The 20,340-nt window shown below is 60.6% G+C and carries 15 protein-coding genes; 9 read left to right on the forward strand and 6 right to left on the reverse strand.

Translation table 11 applies throughout. From position 1 onward, the window contains the following. Positions 1 to 291: 291 nt before the first annotated feature. Positions 292 to 2,652 carry a putative bifunctional diguanylate cyclase/phosphodiesterase gene (locus TU73_RS16180; RefSeq protein WP_057013059.1) on the forward strand — a complete coding sequence of 787 codons (2,361 nt, stop codon included), beginning with the start codon at positions 292 to 294 and terminating at the stop codon, positions 2,650 to 2,652. Here TU73_RS16180 and TU73_RS16185 read toward each other — a convergent pair. From TU73_RS16185 to TU73_RS16200, 4 genes are all read right to left on the reverse strand, one after another. Beyond that, positions 2,645 to 4,069, reverse strand: coding sequence for a pyridoxal phosphate-dependent decarboxylase family protein (locus TU73_RS16185; protein ID WP_057013060.1), 1,425 nt, complete (start codon positions 4,067 to 4,069; stop codon positions 2,645 to 2,647). The two genes, TU73_RS16180 and TU73_RS16185, sit on opposite strands and share 8 nt — an antisense overlap. Positions 4,070 to 4,103: 34 nt before the next feature. Further along, complete coding sequence (locus tag TU73_RS16190) at positions 4,104 to 4,949, reverse strand: 2OG-Fe(II) oxygenase (RefSeq protein WP_057013061.1); 846 nt, start codon at positions 4,947 to 4,949, stop codon at positions 4,104 to 4,106. 168 nt (positions 4,950 to 5,117) lie between these two features. Next, a complete protein-coding gene (locus TU73_RS16195; RefSeq protein WP_057013062.1) occupies positions 5,118 to 7,535 on the reverse strand; it encodes a glucose/quinate/shikimate family membrane-bound PQQ-dependent dehydrogenase in 2,418 nt (805 codons plus the stop codon). 506 nt (positions 7,536 to 8,041) lie between these two features. Continuing rightward, positions 8,042 to 10,060, reverse strand: coding sequence for a TonB-dependent receptor (locus tag TU73_RS16200; RefSeq protein ID WP_057013063.1), 2,019 nt, complete (start codon positions 10,058 to 10,060; stop codon positions 8,042 to 8,044). 171 nt (positions 10,061 to 10,231) lie between these two features. Between TU73_RS16200 and TU73_RS16205 the strand changes: the two genes are divergently transcribed. Further along, positions 10,232 to 10,465, forward strand: a complete 234-nt coding sequence (locus TU73_RS16205; protein ID WP_003188882.1) for a VF530 family protein — start codon at positions 10,232 to 10,234, stop codon at positions 10,463 to 10,465. A 4-nt stretch (positions 10,466 to 10,469) separates the two neighbouring features. Beyond that, positions 10,470 to 11,096, forward strand: coding sequence for a Pr6Pr family membrane protein (locus TU73_RS16210; RefSeq protein ID WP_057013064.1), 627 nt, complete (start codon positions 10,470 to 10,472; stop codon positions 11,094 to 11,096). 101 nt (positions 11,097 to 11,197) lie between these two features. Here the strand turns inward: TU73_RS16210 and TU73_RS16215 are convergent, their stop codons facing one another. Further along, a complete protein-coding gene (locus tag TU73_RS16215) occupies positions 11,198 to 11,965 on the reverse strand; it encodes a siderophore-interacting protein (protein WP_057013065.1) in 768 nt (255 codons plus the stop codon). Beyond that, positions 11,962 to 12,498, reverse strand: coding sequence for a PadR family transcriptional regulator (locus TU73_RS16220; RefSeq protein ID WP_057013066.1), 537 nt, complete (start codon positions 12,496 to 12,498; stop codon positions 11,962 to 11,964). Before TU73_RS16220 ends, TU73_RS16215 begins: the two co-directional genes overlap by 4 nt. 547 nt (positions 12,499 to 13,045) lie before the next feature. Between TU73_RS16220 and TU73_RS16225 the strand changes: the two genes are divergently transcribed. From TU73_RS16225 to TU73_RS16250, 6 genes are all read left to right on the forward strand, one after another. Then, the gene (locus TU73_RS16225) at positions 13,046 to 13,543 is read left to right on the forward strand and encodes a CS1 type fimbrial major subunit (protein WP_057013067.1); all 498 of its coding nucleotides are present in this window, start codon (positions 13,046 to 13,048) and stop codon (positions 13,541 to 13,543) included. A gap of 120 nt (positions 13,544 to 13,663) precedes the next feature. Continuing rightward, on the forward strand, positions 13,664 to 16,183 hold the full coding sequence (locus TU73_RS16230; RefSeq protein WP_057013068.1) for a CS1-pili formation C-terminal domain-containing protein: 2,520 nt from the start codon (positions 13,664 to 13,666) through the stop codon (positions 16,181 to 16,183). 30 nt (positions 16,184 to 16,213) lie between these two features. Next, positions 16,214 to 17,449 (forward strand): hypothetical protein, encoded by a 1,236-nt coding sequence (locus TU73_RS16235; RefSeq protein ID WP_057013069.1) that lies wholly within the window; start codon positions 16,214 to 16,216, stop codon positions 17,447 to 17,449. Positions 17,450 to 17,518: 69 nt separating this feature from the next. After that, the gene (locus TU73_RS16240; RefSeq protein WP_057013070.1) at positions 17,519 to 18,277 is read left to right on the forward strand and encodes a hypothetical protein; all 759 of its coding nucleotides are present in this window, start codon (positions 17,519 to 17,521) and stop codon (positions 18,275 to 18,277) included. 5 nt (positions 18,278 to 18,282) lie between these two features. Further along, on the forward strand, positions 18,283 to 18,753 hold the full coding sequence (locus tag TU73_RS16245; RefSeq protein WP_057013071.1) for a CS1 type fimbrial major subunit: 471 nt from the start codon (positions 18,283 to 18,285) through the stop codon (positions 18,751 to 18,753). A gap of 59 nt (positions 18,754 to 18,812) precedes the next feature. Next, positions 18,813 to 20,060 carry a hypothetical protein gene (locus TU73_RS16250; RefSeq protein ID WP_231984816.1) on the forward strand — a complete coding sequence of 416 codons (1,248 nt, stop codon included), beginning with the start codon at positions 18,813 to 18,815 and terminating at the stop codon, positions 20,058 to 20,060. Positions 20,061 to 20,340: the final 280 nt, after the last annotated feature.

Consider the following 20,340-nt stretch of genomic DNA (forward strand, 5'->3'; position numbering starts at 1 on the left):
GGGGCCGCGGTGGTTTCAATGGTACGGGGGCGATAGCAACATATTGCATGAAATGTCCGCTACTGCGCCTGCGTATTCCGAGCAGGTGTGCAGGCGGCCGTGAGCGTGGCTAATGGCTGGAGAGTCAATAATGTGACATCTACCCCCCAGTATTTATTGGGTTTACTTATCCGCAGCCCCAGCTAACCTGCTTAAACTAAAGATCCCATTAAAATTGACGTTTTTTTGACGTCGGCGTAGCAGTCGGCAGGGACGCATATGACAGAAGGAAGGTACAACACAGAGCGACGAATGCTGCCGCATGGGACGGCCACGCAGTGGCGCCACACCTTTCAAACTCGTATCGCCGGCGTGCTGGCGCTATTGCTGCTGGTGGTCGTGGCCGCCACCTACTTTGCTGTCAAGGCCGCCACCACCCGCGCGGTGGAAAACCAGGCCGAGGTGCAGTTGAACACCGGGCGCCAGGTGTTCGAACGCCTGTTGGACCTGCGCGGTCGCCGCCTGCAATACGGGTTGGACTGGCTGACCGCCGATGGCCCGTTTCAGCGGGCCGTGGCCGCTGGCGGGGCGGCGCCGGTCCTGGAGGCCCTTGGGCGCCATGGTACCGGTGTCAGTTCCAGCGAAGTGTTTGTGCTGGGCCTGGACGACAAAGTCATGGTCACTACCTTGCCGGTACTGACGCAAGGTCAGTCCTTCCCCTATGCCGATGCCTTGCGCAAGGCGCGGCGCAGCGGCCAGCAAATGCTGATAGTGGCCATGGCCGGGCGCCCCTATTTGCTGGTGCAAAAAGAGGTGCTCGGCCCTGCGCCTGTTGCCCGGGCGATCATGGGCTTTCCCATGGACACGCAATTTGCCCATGAGCTGCGCTCCATGAGCAACCTTGAAGTGTCGTTCCTCAGCGTGCAGGACGGCCAGGTAGGCCAGCTCTTGAGCACCCAGCCGGGCAATTTCCGGCCGAGCATCATCAGCCTCCTGCATGGCCCGCCAATCAATCCAGAGGCGCGCATCCACCTGTTCCATGGCCAGCGCGTGCTCAGTCAGGTGTTATCCCTGGCCAACAGCGGCGCAGGCGATGAGGTGCGGGTGCTGCTGCAAAGCCCTCTGGACCATGCCCTGGAATCCTTTGCGCCGCTGGACCGGCAATTTCTCGGGATTGCCCTGGCGGTGCTGCTGGTATCCCTGGCGGCGGCGTTATTCCTCGCACGGCGTGTCTCGCGCCCGCTCAATGCGTTGGTGCAAGCCGCAGAGCGCATCGGTGCCGGTGATTACCGCACACCAGTGCGGGTACGCAGCCACGATGAATTCGGCCTGCTGGCCCGGGCGTTCAATGCCATGCAAAGCGGCATCGCCATGCGCGAACGGCAACTGGCCCACAATGCCCTGCATGACCCGCTTACCGGCCTGCCCAATCGCGCCCTGGCCATGGAGCGCCTGGGCAGTGCGATCAGCGCACGCAGACCGGTGGTGTTGCTGTACTTGGGGATTGAAAACTATCGGGTCATCAACGAAGGTTTCGGCCCCCAAGGCGTGGAGGACATGTTGTGCGAAGCCAGCCGTTGCTTGTCCATGAGCCTGTTGGCCAGCGACACCGCCGCGCGCATTGCCGGCAGTGAGTTTTTACTGCTGCTGGAGAACACCGGGATCGACAGCGCCGTGGCTCGCGCCGATCGTCTCTATGGGCTACTGACCGAGCCCCAACGCCTCGGCAACGACGAAGTGCGCCATGAAGTGAGCATCGGCATTGCCGCCTACCCCGCAGACGGACAGCAGGTGGAGGAACTGATCAGCCGCGCTGCCATCGCCCGGCACGATGCGGCCAACCTGCCGGGGCATTTGCAGATCTACCAGCCGGATCGCGACCTCGCTCACCAACGCCAGATCACCCTGATCCGTGACCTGCGCCGTGCGGTGATGGAGAGCGAACTGTTCCTGTGTTACCAGCCCAAGCTTGATCTCACGCACGGCCATGTCGGCCAGGCCGAAGCCTTGCTGCGTTGGCAGCATCCGACCCTAGGGCAAGTGTTACCCAATGAGTTCATTCCCCTGGCTGAACGCACCGGCAGCATGGGCGGCCTGACGTTGTGGGTGATCGAAGAGGCTATCCGCCAGATCGCCGAATGGGCGAAGCGTGGACTGGTTATCCAGCTGTCGGTGAACATTTCCGTGAACGACCTGGCCGATGACGACTTGGCCATTCGCGTCACTGCGCTATTGGCCCAATACGACGTGGCCGCCGAGCACTTGATTTTCGAGATTACCGAAAGCGCGATCATGCACAACCCACAGCAAGCCCTCAGCGTACTGGAGCAGCTGCGCGATTGCGGTATCAGCCTGTCGGTGGATGATTTCGGAACCGGTTACTCATCCCTCGCCCAATTGCAGCGCCTGCCGGTGCAAGAGTTGAAGATTGACCAGTCGTTTGTGCGCAACCTCGACAGCACCAGCGGCGACGGGGTTATCGTGCGTTCTACCATCGAGATGAGCCATAACCTGGGGCTCAAGGTGGTGGCCGAAGGCGTGGAATTCGAGCACAGCCTCACCCTGCTCAAACGCTGGAAATGCGACACCGCCCAGGGCTACCTGATCAGCCGGCCCTTGAATGCCATGGCGTTCGAGATGTGGATGAGGCGTGAGCAGCGGGTGCCTACCTAGAAGGCATTTCAATCACCAGGGACTGCAATAGCGCCCATAACCCTTCGACATGCTGGCGCTCGGTGCCCAGTGCGCCGATGGACACGCGCACCATCCAGCGTTCATCGAGGATCGCCGGGGTGACATAGGCTTTGCCTGACAGGTTGAGCCTTTCTGCCCATGCGCGCGTGTGCTTATCCAGCGCTTCGCCGCTCAACCCTGGCGGTTCATGGCGAATGCACAGGGTTTGCAGGGCTGGCGCGGCCACCAGTTTCCAGTGCGCACTGCCCTCAATCTGCTCGGCCAGCCAGCGTGCATTGGCCAGGTCGCGTCGCAGCCGCGCTTGCAGGCCGCAGACGCCTTGCTCGCGGATCAGGAACCACAGCTTCAGGGCGCGGAAGCGGCTTCCCAGGGAAATCCGCCAATCGCGGTAGTTTCTGACCTGGCCGTCGGCGTTGGACTGCAGATAGCTCGGGTTGGTGGTCATGATGCGAATCAAATGCTCGGGGTCGCGAACGAAGTACACCGAGCAATCGAAGGCCGCGCCCAGCCATTTGTGCGGGTTGAGCACTAGCGAGTCAGCCTTTTCGATGCCATCCCACAAGGCCCGACATTCCGGCAGGATCATCGCGGCGCCGGCCATGGCCGAGTCCACATGCAGCCACAGGCCGTAGCGTTGGGTGAGGTCGCCAATAGCCGCCAGAGGGTCGATCGCCATGGCAGCCGTGGTGCCGGTGGTGGCAATCACCACGCAGGGCGTGTTGCCGGCGGCCAGGTCCTGTTCGATGGCGTGCGCCAGTGCCTGGGGCGACATTGCATTGTGTGCGTCGGTGGCGATGGTGCGGATATGGTTCTGGCCGAATCCGGCCAGGATCGCCGCCTTGTTGACCGAGCTGTGGGCATGGGCCGAGGTGTAGACGATCAAGGGCGCGCCGTTGTTTTGCAGGCCGTTGTGCATCAGCGCGTAATCGGAGCTGCGCTCCCTGGCGCTGATGAGCGCCACCAGCGTGGAGCTGGACGCGGAGTCCTGGATCACGCCGCTCCATGAGCTGCTCAGGCCAAGCATGTCGCGCAGCCAATCGGTGGTCACTTCTTCGATTTCGGTGAGGGCCGGGCTGGATTGCCAGGACAAGCCAATCACACCCAGGCCGGTGCTCAGGCAATCGCCCAGCACTGAGGACAGTTCCACATTGGAAGGGAAGAACCCGAAGAAACTGGGATGCTGCCAATGCAGCAAGCCGGGCATGATCAGTTTTTCGACGTCGCCCATGATCTGTTCGAACGGTTCGGCGGTTTCAGGCGGGCTGACCGGCAGGGCGGCTTTGATCTCGCCAGGTTGGGTGGTGGGCTGCACGCCGCGTTGTTCGATGTTCTGTCGGTAGTCAGCAATCAGGTCGATCATGGCATAGCCATGTTGGCGGAATTCTTCGGGGGTCATAGATAAACGTCCATGTGCACCAGCAATAAAAGTATTAGCACCAGAAGTAAAACGGTTCACCGGGGGTATAGCCGATAAACGACTGCATACTGACGCGTTTTCCCGAATCGAACCCGCAGATGGCGTGGGGGCGGCGGGTATTGATGAGCACCAGTTCGTTTTTGCGTGGGCGGATGCGCAGCGGTTTTTGTAAACACTGTTCAGGCAGTTGGGCACCTTCGAAGCGCTTGACCTCGTCATAGCTGAAGGCTTGGGTATCCCAGATGATCAACTCGCCCCCCGAAGGCGGCGTTTGCAGGTAGATATTGGCGCTGAATTGATGCTGCAGTTCAGCGATTGTGCGGGGCAGGCAATCCACATGGGGCACCTTTTCCGAGAGGTGCGCCGTCTCCGGGAACATGACGCGGATGATCCCGCAAAACATCGGTCGGCCCTGGAACGCAGCGGCTGTTGCACCTTGCGGCCAGAGCGCCTGGAACTGTTCCATCAGCTGTTGAATGGGCGGCGTTTGCGGTGCACAGAGGCTGTCGATAAGGTCGCGCATGTGGGCGGCGTCAGCATAATATTTCTCTTGGGCATCACCGCCGGCGGCCTTGCCGTACGTGGAGTTGAACGGGGTGCCCCAGCGATGCACACCATAGAAGTGCTGAACGACGCGCCCCTCTTCGTAGGTTTCATGACCATAGTGTTCCAGGGTGGCGGTATCGTCGATGGCCTGAATCAACCGTGCGCTGGTGGTTGCGTTGGCAAATTCAGGTACCCGAATGGCAAGCACTTGGCCACTGATGAGTTTTTTCAAACTTGCAGTATTGAGGTGCTCAAGTTCCAGGATTTTTGTGGTGTTGGTAAGGATCGGTTTTGTAGCGACATGGTCCGTCATGTTGTAAAGCTCCCTATAAAGTTTTATCCGTACGCTTTTGTATTACGCAGGGCGTACGCACTAAATTAGTTTTAAAGGGTTGAGGGGAAACCACGGGGGCATTTTTCAGCAGGCAAAAAAAAGCGGCTGCCCATTCGGGCAGCCGCTTTTTTGTATCGCCAGTGTTGCTTAATCCGGCAGTTTGAACGCCATTACATAGTCACCCTGCTTGGTCCCCAGGGAGCCGTGACCGCCCGCCATGACCAGCACGTATTGCTTGCCGTCCTTGCCGGTGTAGGTCATCGGGGTGGTTTGCGCGCCTGCAGGCAGGCGGCCTTCCCACAGTTGCTTGCCGTTTTTCACGTCATAGGCACGCAGGTACTGGTCGAGGGTGCCGCTGAGGAAGGCGACGCCACCGGCGGTGGTGAACGTACCGCCCAGGCTCGGCACGCCCATGGTCAGCGGGATCGGAACCGGCGAGCTGTCACGCACGGTGCCGTTCTTGTGCATCCAGATGGTCTGGTGGTTGGTCAGGTCGACCGCTGCCACGTAGCCCCACGCTGGTGCCTGGCACGGCAGGCCCATGGGCGACAGCAACGCTTCAAGGATCACGCCGTACGGCGCGCCTTTGTTCGGCTGTACGCCTTCGGTTTCGCTGACGCGTGGGCCTTGCTTGGCAATGTCTGCAGCCGGGATCAGCTTCGATTTGAACGCCATGTAGCTTGGGTTCACGAAGGCGATCTGGCGGACCGGATCGACCGAGATGCCGCCCCAGTCGAACACACCGAAGTTACCTGGGTAAACGATCGAGCCTTGCAGCGATGGCGGGGTGAACGGGCCGTCGTAGCGCATCGACTTGAAGTCGATCCGGCAGATCAGTTGGTCGAACGGCGTAACGCCCCACATGTCGCGTTCTTTCAACGGCGGCGGCATGAAGTTCAGGTCGGACTTGGGCTGGGTAGGGGAGGTACGGTCGCCCGCCACTGCGCCTTGGGGTACGGCAACTTCGTGGATTGGCACCACCGGCTGGCCGGTAGCGCGGTCCAGCACGTAGATGCTGCCTTGCTTGGTCGACGCCATCACGGCCTGCTTGACGCCGGCTTCGGTCTTGATGTCGATCAGCGAAGGCTGGCCGCCGACGTCCATGTCCCACAGGTCGTGGTGGGTGAACTGGAAGGTCCACTTCACGTGGCCGGTGTCGATGTCCAGGGCAGTCAGGCCAGCGGCGTATTTTTCCGAGTCGTCGGTACGGTCGCCGCCGTACTGGTCGGGCATCTGGTTGCCCATCGGCAGGTAAAGCATGCCGAGTTTTTCATCCACGGCAAACATGGACCACATGTTCGGCGAGTTGCGGGTGTAGGTCTTGCCCTCGGCCAACGGGGTGGTGTCGTCCGGGTTGCCGCTGTCCCAGTTCCACACGAGTTTGCCGGTGTGCACGTCGAACGCACGGATCACGCCGCTTGGCTCGTCGATGGAAACGTTGTCGGTCACGTGACCGCCGATCACCACCAGGTTCTTGGTCACGGCCGGTGGCGAGGTGGAGTAGTAACCGCCTGGGGCGAAGCTGCCGATGTTGGCACGCAGGTCGACCTGGCCTTTGTCACCGAAGTCTTCGCACATCTTGCCGGTGTCGGCGTTCAGGGCGATCAGGCGAGTGTCAGCAGTAGGGACGAAGATGCGTTTTGGGCAGGCATTCGGTGCAGCAGCCGGGCTGGCGCTGCCGGTGGGGCTCTGCTCGGAAGCGTAGGCAGCGTCATCGTGGTACGACACGCCACGGCAAGTCATGTGCGCCCAACCCTTGAAGCTTTCAGCACCCTGGGTGGTGATCTTCGGGTCGAAACGCCAGATTTCCTTGCCGGTGTCCGGGTCCAGGGCAATCACTTGGCTGTGCGGCGTGCACACGTAGAGCATGCCGTTGACTTTCAGCGGGGTGTTTTCCGCGGTGGTTTCACCGGGGTCGCCTGGGCCAGGGATGTCGCCGGTGCGGAAGGTCCACGCGGGTACCAGCTTATGCGCATTTTCCGGGGTGATCTGTGCCAGTGGCGAATAACGATCACCGTGGGCGGAACGGCCATAGGAATTCCAGTCGCCATCAGCCTGGGCCGGTGCAGCGCTGGCCATGCCCGGCACCGCGTCGCGGTCCAGTTGGCCGGTCTTGACCATAACACCTGGGTTGGTGAACTGGCTGGCCAGGGCGGTAGCACCGGCCAGCACTACGGCTACGCTCAGCGCGCCAGTACCCAATGGCGCAGCTTGGCCACGCAACAACGGACGGCGAAACCACGGCAGCAGCATGACGATGCCCAGGGCGAACAGCAGGGCCAGGCGCGGCACCAGTTGCCACCAATCCAGGCCGACCTCCCACAGTGCCCACACGGTGCTGGCGAACAGCACCAATGCATACAGGCCCAGCGCAGCGCGGCGGGTGGCCAGCAGCAGCACGCCGGTCAGGGCGATGCCGATACCGGCCAGCAGGTAATACAGCGAGCCGCCGAGCATGCTCAGCTTGACCCCACCGGCCAGCAAGGCCAGCCCCATGATCAGCAGCAAGACGCCTAGCAACCTGGGCAGCAGGCGGCTTGGGCTTGAGGCACCATCAGTGCTCATAGTGTGTTTCTCCGTTACGTTGGAATTATGTAACCCCGTGCTTCACTCACTGTAGATGACGATTCGGCACGGGCTTGGTTCATCGTTTTTTTTGGTTTTTTCTGTGGATAACCGGTTTATCCACAGGCGGGCAATAACACCCCAGGCGCAGGTCTGTTTCAGACAGCGCTGTCTTTGCGTATAGGGCGATTCGGCAAAATGGGGGCTACCGGGAGGTGAAGCGTTTCAGATTGTTGCGAAGGATAATGCGGCGGGGCGTTTTGAGAAAGGGTGAATCGCAAGATGCATCATTTCAGTTTTGGTAACAGTGACAGATAGTCGCTGCCCAATCATGTGGGGAGCATGCCCCTATACCGATTAGTCAAGGGAGCGCAATGCTCAAAGCAACGAAGATCAAATGTGGGAGCTGGCTTGCCTGCGAAGACGTCGGCCCAGCAAACATTGATGTTGACTGACCCAGCGCTTTCGCGGGCAAGCCCGCTCCCACAGGGGATTTGCGGTGATGATTAGAAGGTAGTGCGAACGCCGAACTGCACGCTTCTGCCCGGTGCCGGCGCGATGTCGCGCAGGATCGAGCTGGCATAGCGCACGGTCTGGTTGGTCAGGTTTTCACCGTTGACGAACGCCAGCCACTGGCTGTCACCCACGTTGAAGCGATACCCCGCGCTGGCACCGAGGGTGGTGTAGCCATCGGTGCCGCTTTCGTTATCCGGCACGCGCCCTTGGCCTGCTGCGTGTTCCACATCGATACGCGCCTGCCAGCGGTCCAGTTCCCATAGCAAGCCGCTGTTCAAGCGCAGCGGCGCGATGCGTGGCAAGGCTTCGCCGGTATCCAGGTTGGTCGCGCGGGTGTAGTCGCCCGACAGTTCCAGCGCAAACTTGCCGTAGGCGCCTTCGCCGAGCTTCCAGTGATCCTGGGCTTCGAAGCCGGCGAAACGCGCACGCACACCGGAATATTCGTATTCGGGGATACCGCCCGCGTCCTCTTCGCCTTCATCGTTCAGGGTGCGACCCGTGCCCAACAAGCCGATGTAATTGGAGAAGTGGCTATAGAACACGCCGAAGCTGCCCTTGTGGGTGCCATTGTCAAAGCGCAGCGCGAGGTCGCTGGACACGGCTTTTTCTTTCTTCAGGTTGGCATCGCCCAACTCAAAGGTGCCAGTGGCGACATGGGCGCCGTTGGCATACAGCTCATAGAAGGTCGGCGCGCGCTCGGTGTAGCCCAACGTAGCAGCCAGGGACCAGACTGGCGTGAGGGTATACACCGCGCCGGACGACAGGCTGCCGGCGGTGAAGTCATTGCTCTTGCTGGCATTGGCAAATCGCTCGTTGCCCTTGGCATCGGGATCGACGCTGGTGTGTTCCACGCGGGCGCCGAGGCTGAGTTTCAGGCGCTCGGTGGCTTGCATCTCTTCGAGGATAAACAATGCGCCGGCATTGGTGTCGGTCTGCGGCACAAAAGCTTCTTCGCCCAGGGCCGAGAACTCGTTGCGGGTCACTTGGGCGCCGACCACGCCATCGAATGGGCCGATCGGCTGGTGGCGAGCTTCAACACGGGCTTCATAGCCTTTGTTCTTGAAGATCGTACCGGTCTCGCCGCCTTCGATTTCGCGATGTTCATAGTCGGTGTAGCCCGCGTCGAGTTTCACCGAGGTGAACGGCCCTTGCAGGTTACGGATTTCGGACGCAAAGGCGTAGTGATCCTGCTGCATGCGGATGCGCACATCCTGCTCGGCCGGCGAGCCGTAGTTGCTGTCGTAGTTGCTGTAGGAGAGCCCGGCATAACCATCGTCCCAAGTGTAGGAACCGCCGACGGCACCACCGTCCTGGCGGCCGTCGCTGTTGCCCAGGCGGCCATTCTTGCCTGGGCCGTCTTCGGTGGTCGAGGCGCGGCGGCTGCGGGCATAGCCCGGGATTTTCATGTCGTTGAATTCCCGTGCATTGGCATCCAGGTGCAGGGCGAAGGTGCCGTTGCCGGCTTCCAGCTTGCCCGCGCTGCTGCGGGTAGTGTCGGCACCGCCGTAGCGCAGTTCACCGGCACCGTGGATGCCCTCGATGGCGGCGGTGGGGATGCGGTTGTCGAAGGTATTGACCACACCACCGATGGCGCTGCCGCCATACAGCAGGGCCGCCGGGCCGCGCACGATTTCAATGCGGTCAACGTTGATCGGGTCCAGCGGCACGGCATGGTCATAGGACAGCGACGAGGCATCCAGCGCGCCTACACCATTGCGCAGGATGCGAATGCGGTCGCCATCCTGGCCGCGAATGATCGGGCGGCTGGCGCCTGGGCCGAAATACGAAGATGACACCCCGGGTTGCTTGTTCAGGGTTTCGCCGAGGCTGCCTTTTTGTTGCAGGGTCAGCTCATCACCTTCCAGCACGGTGGTGGGCGAGGCCAGTTGTTCGCTGCCCAGCGGGTTGCCGGTGACCACTTGGGGGGGCAGTTCCAGGGCATGGACTTGGGAGCTGATCAACATGGCGGCGGCGAGAGGGGAAAGGCGCCAGAGAGAAGTCAGGGACATCGGTTATTCCTAGGTAAAACGTCTGTTAGATATAGTTACAATATAACATCTCTTTTTTCATCGGGAAGTGGAACTTTTCCTGGCGGTCTATATTCAATGCCATGCTTCCACCTGCACGCCTCGTCGGCTAAGGTGCGCGGCTGTGTTTCCTCTATTTGCAAAAGGCCCGGCATGACCGCGACAAGCAACGACCCGCTCCACGGTGTGACCCTGCAACACGTGCTCACCACCCTGGTTGAACATTACGAGTGGAGCGGCCTGGCCGAGCGTATTGATATTCGCTGCTTTAAAAGCGACCCGAGCATCAAGTCGAGCCTGACCTTCCTGCGCAAGACCCCTTGGGCCCGTGAAAAGGTCGAAGGCTTGTACGTCAAGCTGATGCGCACCAAACGCCCGTTGGATTGAGCCGATGAAGCGTTTTGTCGCGGCGGCCGCGTTGGCCGGCTGGGTGGGGTTGGCGATTCAGCAATACCTGATCCTGTACTCGCGCTGGTCCAGCGGCGCCAGCCTGCTGGGCGGGTTGATCAGCTTCTTCAGTTTCTTCACGGTGCTGACCAATACCCTGGTCGTTGTGGTGCTCAGCTATTGGCTGGTCAAGCGCGACTCCGTCGGCAAGCGGTTTTTCCTCGCGCCGGGTATCAGCAGCGCGATTGCCGCGAGCATCGTCCTGGTGAGCCTGGCCTACAACCTGCTGCTGCGGCACTTATGGAGCCCGGAGGGCTTTCAGTTTATCGCCGATGAATTGCTGCATGACGTGATGCCGTTGCTGTTTCTGATCTATTGGTGGCGGTGCGTGCCCAAGGGCAGCCTGCGGCTCAAGCACATTGCCGGATGGGTGATTTACCCCTTGGTGTACTTCGCTTATGTGCTGCTGCGCGGGCATTCGCTTGGGCAGTATCAGTACCCGTTCATGGATGTGGACAGCCTGGGTTACCCACAGGTGTTCGTGAATGCCGGGGGGATTTTGGCAGGGTTCATCGTCATCGCACTGGCGATCATTGGCCTGGACAAGCACCTCAAATCCCCCTCGATTTAAAGTGAGCACCATTAATGTGGGAGCTGGCTTGCCTGCGATAGCATCACCTCGGTGTAACTGATAAACCGAGGTGCTTGCATCGCAGGCAAACCCCACCTTATTTATTCTTCGTCGCTGCCTTCTGCGCGCCAGTAACCCACCGCTTTGAGATACTCCTCGTTGACCTTGTGCGTCTCCAGCAACACCCGCCGCACTTGGCGCGACAACTTGGTTTCGGTCGCGACAAAGCTGTACAGCGTGCCGCCGGGCAGCGTCAGGTTACGCACTACGTCAAGCAGGTCTTGCTGGCCACGCACCACCCAAATAATCTCGACGTCCGCCGCGCTCTCCAGCACTTGCTGTTCCGCCGCATCGGCAATTTCAACCACCGCCAGCACCTTGCGCCCGGCCGGCAATTCTTCCAGGCGTCGACTGATGGCGGGCAGGGCGGTTTCATCGCCGATCAGCAGGTAGCCGTCGAAGATATCCGGCACGATCATCGAACCCCGTGGCCCACCGATATACAGGTACTGGCCGACCTGCGCCTGCTCGGCCCAGGTGGAGGCGGGGCCATCGCCGTGCAGCACGAAGTCGATATCCAGTTCACCGATGCTCAGGTCGTAACGCCGTGGCGTGTAATCGCGCATGGCCGGTTGCGGGCCGTCGCCCTTGATGGTGAATGTCGGGCTTTCCAGTGCGGCTTGTTCGGCGGCGTTCTGCGGGAACAGCAGTTTGATGTGATCGTCGCTGCCCAGACTGATAAAACCCGCCAATTCCGGCCCGCCCAGGGTGATGCGGCGCATGCGCGGGGTGATATCCACCACCCGCAGTACCTGCAGGCGACGGCGTTTGATTTCGTGGGTCACGCGGTGAATGGCTTGTGTGTTCATTGGTCTTTCCCGTCGGCAATGGCTTGCGCGGTGCGGTTGAGCAGCGCCGCGACACGCAGGATTTCTTCCGGGCTCCAGCGCCCGTGGTGCGAATGCAAGGCATGGCGCAGGTTATGCACCGCCTCGTGGATTTGCGGTGGGCGGTCCTGGCCGCGCAGCGAGCGCTTGCTGACATCAATGCGCATGCGCACGCCATCCAGGGCAACGGCTTGTTCGCTTAAGAAGAGACGACCGGCGTCGGTGATTGTGTAGCTTTTTTTCCCGCCCTCGGCGTCGCCACTGATCAACTCGCTTTCTTCAAGAAAGGTCAGGGTCGGGTAGATCACGCCGGGGCTGGGGCTGTAGGCGCCGTCGAACAGGCTTTCGATGCGACGGATCAGGTCGTAGCCATGGCATGGCTGCTCGGCGATCAGCGCCGGCAACAGCAGTTTCAAATCGCCCGGGGCAAATACCCGAGGCCCACGTGCGCCGCGTTCGCGGCCCATGCGTTTGTCGAAGCCGTCGCGGCCATCGTGGGGGTGGTGCTCTCTCATTTTTTCTGTGCTCTTCGATAGGTTTAGATACAACTTAAGATATATCTTTGGCTGGGCGCAAGCCTTCCGGACCAACGGTTCAACCTGCGCGACGCGCTGGATCGACTGACGGCAAACCTGTCAATTGTAATAGTTTGAAGTTAGTGTATAAGTAATTAGAGTAACTACTCAGTTGTTCTGTGCATAATATGCTTGCACTAAAAAACGTGTGGATACCCAAGTGTTAAAGCATGCTTGTCATCCGCTTCTTACAGAAATACTTCTACGTGTTTTTTGCTGGTTTTAGTACGTGTAGGTGGATTCCTACGGATATAAATTAAGTTTTGGCAAAGTGCCATCTTTTTCCCGCAGGCCTTGTCTATTGGGGCTACGAGCTAATACGAAGTGCCCTGCATACCTGCCTTTGAATTCAGTGGATTATTGTTCGGCGTTGCAGCGACTCAACTAACTGAGCGCAGCGCAGTTTCGTTGTAAGTCCTCTAAAGCCTGGTGCTTTTATTAAACTTATCGACGAGTCTTTCACTGTTTACAACTACGGGTATTGACCATGTTCAAGAAGTTTGCATTTGCCGCCTCCCTGACCGCTATCGCGTTGAGCGCTTCGCCAGCCTTTGCTGCCGGCGAAGCCAGCCACACCGTCAACCTCAAGGCAAACATCCCGACCACCGTGTTCCATGCACAACCGCGTGATCCGAACTGGGGCCGTGACGAAACCATGAACTACAACCTGGTGAGTGGTGAGCTGTCGCCTCTGAGCGCGATCTATGACATCCGCAACACCAACGGTTCGGTGCATGCCTACATCGAAGGCGGCCCGGCCGTGCTGTTCAACGGCGACGCGACGCAAAACATTGCGCTGACCACCACCCTTAACGGTGTGACCCTGACCGGCACGCCACAGGAAGTTGTCAACGAAGCGGACTCGACCCCAGGTGTTGGCGCGGAAATGCGCATCGCCGCTGCCAAGCCGAGCGCCACTCAACGTGGTTCGTACACCGCGGTGATGCCGGTCGTTTTCGATGCCGTTCTGCCTGTAACGCCTTGATGTCGATACCGGCCCGCTGAGCGAAATGCTTGCGGGTCATTTACAGGCCGGTTGGATCCCTCTCCCTCGTTCCTCCGGCCTGGTTTTAATCCCGTCTCTTGGCCTCAGAGTATTCCGTTCATGTTCCCGATGACTCACATCGCGGCGGCGCTTGCGCTATTGATAGGTACGAGTGCACTGGCAACCCAGGCCAACGCCGCCTCGACTCCCGGTAGTCTGATCACCCAGGCCCAAGGCTTGCCCTCGGGGTTTGCCGAGCACTTTTTCGATGTGCCGCTGGCCGTACGTGTGGACCTTGACCAGCAGCCGCTGGGCGAGGCGATGATCGTATTGACCCAGGATGACCGCGTCAGCCTGCTCGAATTCACCGACACCGGCGACAGCAAAGTCCCGGCCGCCACCCGCGATACCTGGCAAGCGATCCTGGAAAAAGGCGTGGCCCTGGGCGCCTGTACCCAGTCGTGCCCGCAACAGCTGGTGTCGGCGTTCTACAACCTGGAAAGCTCGCAACTGTCGATCATCACCCAGAACGTGGAGCGCACTGGCGACGCACCGCGCTATTACGCGCAGCCCGAAGACGGCAGCCTGGGGCTGATCATCAACAACCAGCTCAACCTCAACGGCGGTCAGGAACAGGACCTGGGCGGGCGTTATGGCCTGCAAGCCAGTTCCAGCATCGGTAACTGGAGCCAGGTGTTCAACCTGCAACTGGCACGGCAGAGCGGCGCCGATGAATCCATGCGCCATGCGATCCATGAGCTGTATACCCAGCGTGAAATGGAAGGCAATTTCTTCCGCCTGGGCCATTTCACCCCTAATTCCGACGGCCTCACCCGCCAACTGCGCAGCTTCGGCGCGAGCCCCGACACGGCGGTGGGCGCAATGTATGGCAGCTCCGACAGCCTGGCCATCAACAACCCCAAGCCCAGCGTCTACCCGATCTACGTCACGGCCAACCGGCAGGCGGCGGTGGAGATCTATCGCAACGGCCTGTTGATCAACACCCAGGCGGTGGCAGCCGGTTTGCAGACCCTGGATACACGCCCTCTGCCTGGCGGCATCTATGAGGTGGAAGTACGCCTGATCGAAGACGGGCTGACCGTCAGCACCACCCAGGAACTGGTGTACAAACCCAGCAACTGGCGCAATGCTGAAGACCGCTGGCGCTATAACGTATTTGCCGGGCGCGAGACCAAACTGTTCAGTAACTGGGAAGAACAAGCCTCGGGTTCAATTACCGCCGGTGCGTCCATCAACTACCTGCTGCACCCGCGAGTGATCCTTGGCCTGTCGGCGCGCGAAGTCCGTGAGCAGCTGCAATACGGCGGCTCGGTGGACTGGTCGGTTGCCAATAACGTCAACGTTTACGCCAACGTGTTCCAAACCCAGGACCACGGCACCGGCATGGACCTGCAAGGGCTCTACACCTTCGGCGCCACCAACCTGGTGTTCAGCCACAACCGCAGTTGGCTCGACACCCGCGACACCTATGAAACCCTGCCCGATGGCACCCGCCTGCGGCGCAATACCTTCGTTGGCCAGACCAGCAACAGTTCGCTGTCGGTGAACCACCGGATCGATGCGAAAAACTCGGTGAACATGCGCGTCTCCCACAGTGAAGGCAACGTCGAAGGCGCCGGCATCGACCTGGGCTGGAACCGTCGCGACATTCTGCTGGGCAGCGATGCCAACTGGCGTTTCTCGCTGTTCGACCGCCCCGGCACCGGCAGCACCAACGATCAACGCAACCGCGGCGTCGACGTGACCTTGAGCCTGGCCCTGGGCACCGATGGCCGGCAAGTCTCCGGCAGCATCGGCAGCCGCACCTCCCGTGATGGCGGGCGTGATAACAACGCCTCCGTGACGGTTCGCCAGGACTTGACCGACCACATGCTGCAAAGCGTTTCGGCGACGGCAATTACCGACACTTACGGCGTCGGCTTCTCGGGCATGGCCAACTTCAGCACCGACACGGTCAGCGGCGATGGTTTCGTGCAACGCAGTTCCTATAACGGTGAATTCACCGGTGGCCTGAACCTCAACAGCACCCTGGTGGCCGGAGCCGGCAAGGTCTTGCTGAGTAGCCAGTACCAGGGCAATGGCGCCGGCATGATCGTCGACCTCGAGACGGACCTTGATGCCATCAGCCTGCGCGCCGACGACTTGAGCGGCGGCAGCGTGGTGCTGCGCCCCGGCCGCAACTATGTGCCGGTATCGGCCTACAAGAGCAGCACCGTGTCGTTCGACTTCGAAGGCAACTACCCACCGGCGGCGAATATCCAGCCGGCACGCTCCAGCTACCACTTGAACAAGGGCGGCGTGGACTACCGCAAGGTCACGGTGATGAAAACCGTCACGGTGCTCGGGCGCCTACTGGATGAACAGGGCGCACCGCTGCGCGGCCATCAGGTGATCAACCACGCCAGCCGTGGGGTCAGCGAGGTGGATGGGTTCTTCTCCATGGAGATGAGCGCCAGTGCGCCGACCCTGGAAGTGCGCTACCAGAACCAGTTGCTCTGCCAGTTCCGCCTCGACCCGGCTAAGGCGCCGAGTGAAAACGACGTGCTGATGATCGGCGATCTGCGTTGCACGCCGGACACCCTGGCCGAAGCCACCCACAAGGCCGAAACCGCCGGTTAACGGCGGTACGGAGCCTGTACCGGAGTTTTTATGAGCGTAATCAGAGCAATCCAGCAGGCCATGGCGCCGTGCGCGCTGGCCTTGGCATTGGGGGTGTTCAGCCCGCCGGCGGTGGCGATCGTCGAGGAAATCACTGCGGTGTTTCGCCCGGATCCCAACGACCATTTGAACAACAAGTTCATTAATACGACGCCGCAGAGTGGGCTGTGTCCGTGGCATGTGCCGGCTAAGTGTGAGGCGGCAAACACCTTCAGCATTCGTAACAGCTCATTCAGGGCCAGATCGACCGGGGTCATACCGGCCTATCCCGACGACCCGCGCAAGAGCGCTTATTTCAAGGTGCCGTCAGCGTTTCGCGATGTGACGGTGAGGCATCGGGGCACCGGCAACGTGGAAACGGTGCAGATGCGAATCGCGGGTATCGGTGGCCGGTGGAATGTGCCTGCCGTATCGGTCTGGCATACACCGCAGGCGCCCTGGAACCGTTATTGGTACGGCGCCCCTCTACCCTGTTTGCCGATCAACTACATTGCGGCGTCGGCGAACTTCGCACTGTTTTTCTGGATCGTTCCGGAGAACGCCGGAGCTTGCAGTGTCACCAATGGTTATGACATTGAATGGATGAGCTACTCCACGCTTGAATACGGTTATGAGCTCAAGACTCCCAACCCACTGGGCATGGACACCGGCGTGTATGAAGGCTCCATTACTTACACCATGGGGCCAGGCGGTGATATGGATTTTGGCGATGCCATGATCCCTGATGAAAACATCCTCACCTTCAACTTCACCCTGACGGTAGAGCACGTACTCAAGGTCGACCTGCCGCCGGGCGGCAATCGCGTCGAGCTGCTACCCGAAGGCGGTTGGCAAGCCTGGCTCAACGGGGGACGGCGCCCGGCGCGGTTGTTCCGTGACCAGACCTTCACCCTCGCCGCCAGCTCGCGCTTCAAGATGAACCTGGAGTGCGGTCTGGTGATCGGCAACACCTGCGGCCTGCGCAACGGCGAAGGCGACCAGGTGCCGGTGCAGATCGCCGTCAGCCTGCCCTATGGCCTGCGCGATCAATACGACCAGCCGGTGAATAAATTGCCGTTGCGTCTGGACGGCGTTGGTACCGAATTGATCCAGCCCAACCAGTACGTGGACAACCGACCGGCTACGTTGCATTTCGAAGTGGGCAGGGACGACGTCGGCGAAATGCTCAAGGCACCGGGCACCACCTATTCAGGCACGGCCACGGTGATCTGGGACTCGGAAGTCTGACCGGCCGGCCAGTATTCGCAGCACCGGCCTCCCGTGGAGGCCGCGTTCAATCAATGAGGCGTAGAACATATGAAGCATGCAGTGTTATGGAGCGCTCTGCTCCTGGGTTCCTTGAGCGCGCACGCCGGGCCGGCGATCAATGTCGGCGTGGTGTACGACTACCTGGAAGGTGACCGCAGCTCTTATCTGAAGCGGGTGTTCAACGGCGGCACCAGCACCGCGTTCATCAAGGTCAATGTGCTGGAAATCATCTACAACGCCGACGGCACCTCCAAGGAAGTGCCGGTGGCTTCGCTGACCGACGAAAAGGGCGCCACCACCAGCCGCGACGGCCTGATGGCCAGCCCGGCGCGCATGATCGTGCCGGCCAACGGGCGCCAGGGCACGCGTTTGTTGTACATGGGGGCGCGCGATAAAGAGCGCTACTTTCGTGTGCGCTTCATCCCGGTGGTGCCGGAAAAAAGCGATGACTTTGCCGTCACCGATCAGGAGCGTGCCGACTACAAGGACAGCCTGGCGGCCGGTGTGAACATCATGGCCGGTTACGGCACGGTGTTTTTCGTGAGGCCCAAGGACACTCGCTTCGACACGCAAGTCACTCAGACCGACGGCCAATACAAGCTGCGTAACGCGGGCAACAGCGTGGTGGTGCTCGATGAGTTTCGCGACTGCGCCAAGGCGAAAAAATCCGACTGCCTGCCCACCACCAAACACCATATTTTGCCGGGCCGCGAACTGGTCTTCGAGAAAAAGCCCGATCGCCAGTTCAGCTTCCAAATGGTCGAAGGGCGCGACAAAAAACTGATGACCGTCAACGATAACGGGTGAGCCTAATGTTCAAGCAACTGACACTGGCGGCACTGCTGATGAGCGGCACCTCGGCCTGGGCGATTCAGGAGCGCGAGACCTTCGATATTTCGGTGACCATCCCGGTGCACGAAGCCTATGTGCTGCCCTCGGAGCCGGACTGGATGGGCCAGGACCAGCTGCTGCCCTGGAACCTGGTGCGCGCCGAACTGGGGCGTCTGCGCAAGAGTTTTGACGTGAAAAACCTCGCCGGCGGCGTCGCCGCGCGGTTGGGGGATACGCCTTACCTGGCCAGCCCGCGTGACCGCATCGAGCTGCGTGTGTTGTTCAACCAGGTGCCGTTGAGCCTGGACGCCACCGAAGTGATCAGCGCCGACGTCGCCCGCGTCGGCACCCGTGCCGAGCTGGACATTGCGGCCATCGAGCCCGAGGGCGGCTACAAGGGCGGGGACTACTTCGGCACGGTGCATCTGGTCTTCGATTTCCTGGCGCCCTGAACAGCCCCCAACGTGCTTTTTGGCAGATCGCCGGTGATCGGTATGAAAGGAACCAAACGATGCAGTTGTTGAAGGTCGTTCATTATTTACGTTACGTGCTGTTCGGGCTTATCGGTTCGGTGATGTCCATGGGCGCCCAGGCGGGGATTGCCGAGATCCGGGCGCAGTTCAGGCCCGACCCGGCAAACCCGATGTTCAATCAGTTCAAGAACATCACCCCCAGTTCGGGTTACTGCGAGCATTTCATTGCGTACTGCAAACCACGAAACTTGTTCAGTCTGTCGATGCCAATAGGTGGTATCCCGCACACGACGGGTGGGCCGGTACCTGCCAACCACAGCGATCCGCGCCAGGGGGTTTTCTTGAAAGTCCCCTCCCATTGGCAAACCATTGAGGTCACCAGTCTGGCCGGGGACCGCGAGCAGGTAGAAATTCGGATTTCCGGTATCGGTGGGCGCGCCGATCATGGCGGTGATGTAAATGTGATTACCGGCGGTGGCGGTTATGACGCGTTGTGGAGTACAGGGCGTTGGCACAACGCACCGTCGCCTTGTGTTCCGGGCGGTGGCCTGAACGGTACCAGCTACTACGTCGTCTGGTTTTGGCTGGTGCCCGAGAACGCATCGGCGTGCAGCACCCAGGCGCGTTTCGACTTGCCCAGCTTGCACTACCGCTATATCCAGTTTGGTTACGAGTTGCGCACCCCCAACCCCCTGACGATGCCTACCGGCATCTACCGTGGCAGCGTGACCTATACCGTGGGGCCGGGGATGGATTTTGACTTCGGCGACCGGATTGTCACTCACGATAACATCGTCACACTCGAGTTCACGCTGGATGTCGAGCACACCCTCAAGGTCGAACTGCCACCGGGAGGCGATCGCATCGAGCTGCTGCCCGAGGGCGGCTGGCAAGCCTGGCTCAACCAGGGGCGGCGGCCTGCGCGGTTGTTCCGCGACCAGACTTTCACCCTCGCCGCCAGTTCGCGCTTCAAGATGAACCTGGAGTGCGGCCTGGTGATCGGCACCACCTGCGGCCTGCGCAACGGCGAAGGCGGCGAAGTGCCGGTGCAGATCGCCGTGACCCTGCCCTATGGCCTGCGCGACCGGTACGACCAGCCCGTAAACAAGCTGCCCCTGCGCCTGGACGGCGTCGGCAGCGAACTGTTCCAGCCGCTGCATTACGTGGATAACCGAATGGGCAAGCTGCATTTCGAAGTGGGCAAGGACGACGTCGCCGAAATGCTCAAGGCACCGGGCACCACCTATTCAGGCACGGCCACGGTGATCTGGGATTCGGAGGTCTAGCCGGCCCAATGTGATTGCCCACAGAATCAACGCCTGGCACAGCTCCCCTGTGGGAGCGGGCTTGCCCGCGAAAGCGGAGTGTCAGTCACTGAATCTTTAACTGAACCAGCGCCATCGCAGGCAAGCCAGCTCCCACACTGGTCATGTATTGCCCACAGAATCAACGCCTGGCACAGATCCCCTGTGGGAGCGGGCTTGCCCGCGAAAGCGGAGTGTCAGTCGCTGAATCCTTAACTGAACCACCGCCATCGCAGGCAAGCCAGCTCCCACATTGGTCATG

It is taken from the genome of Pseudomonas libanensis, assembly GCF_001439685.1.
Lineage (GTDB): Bacteria > Pseudomonadota > Gammaproteobacteria > Pseudomonadales > Pseudomonadaceae > Aquipseudomonas > Aquipseudomonas libanensis.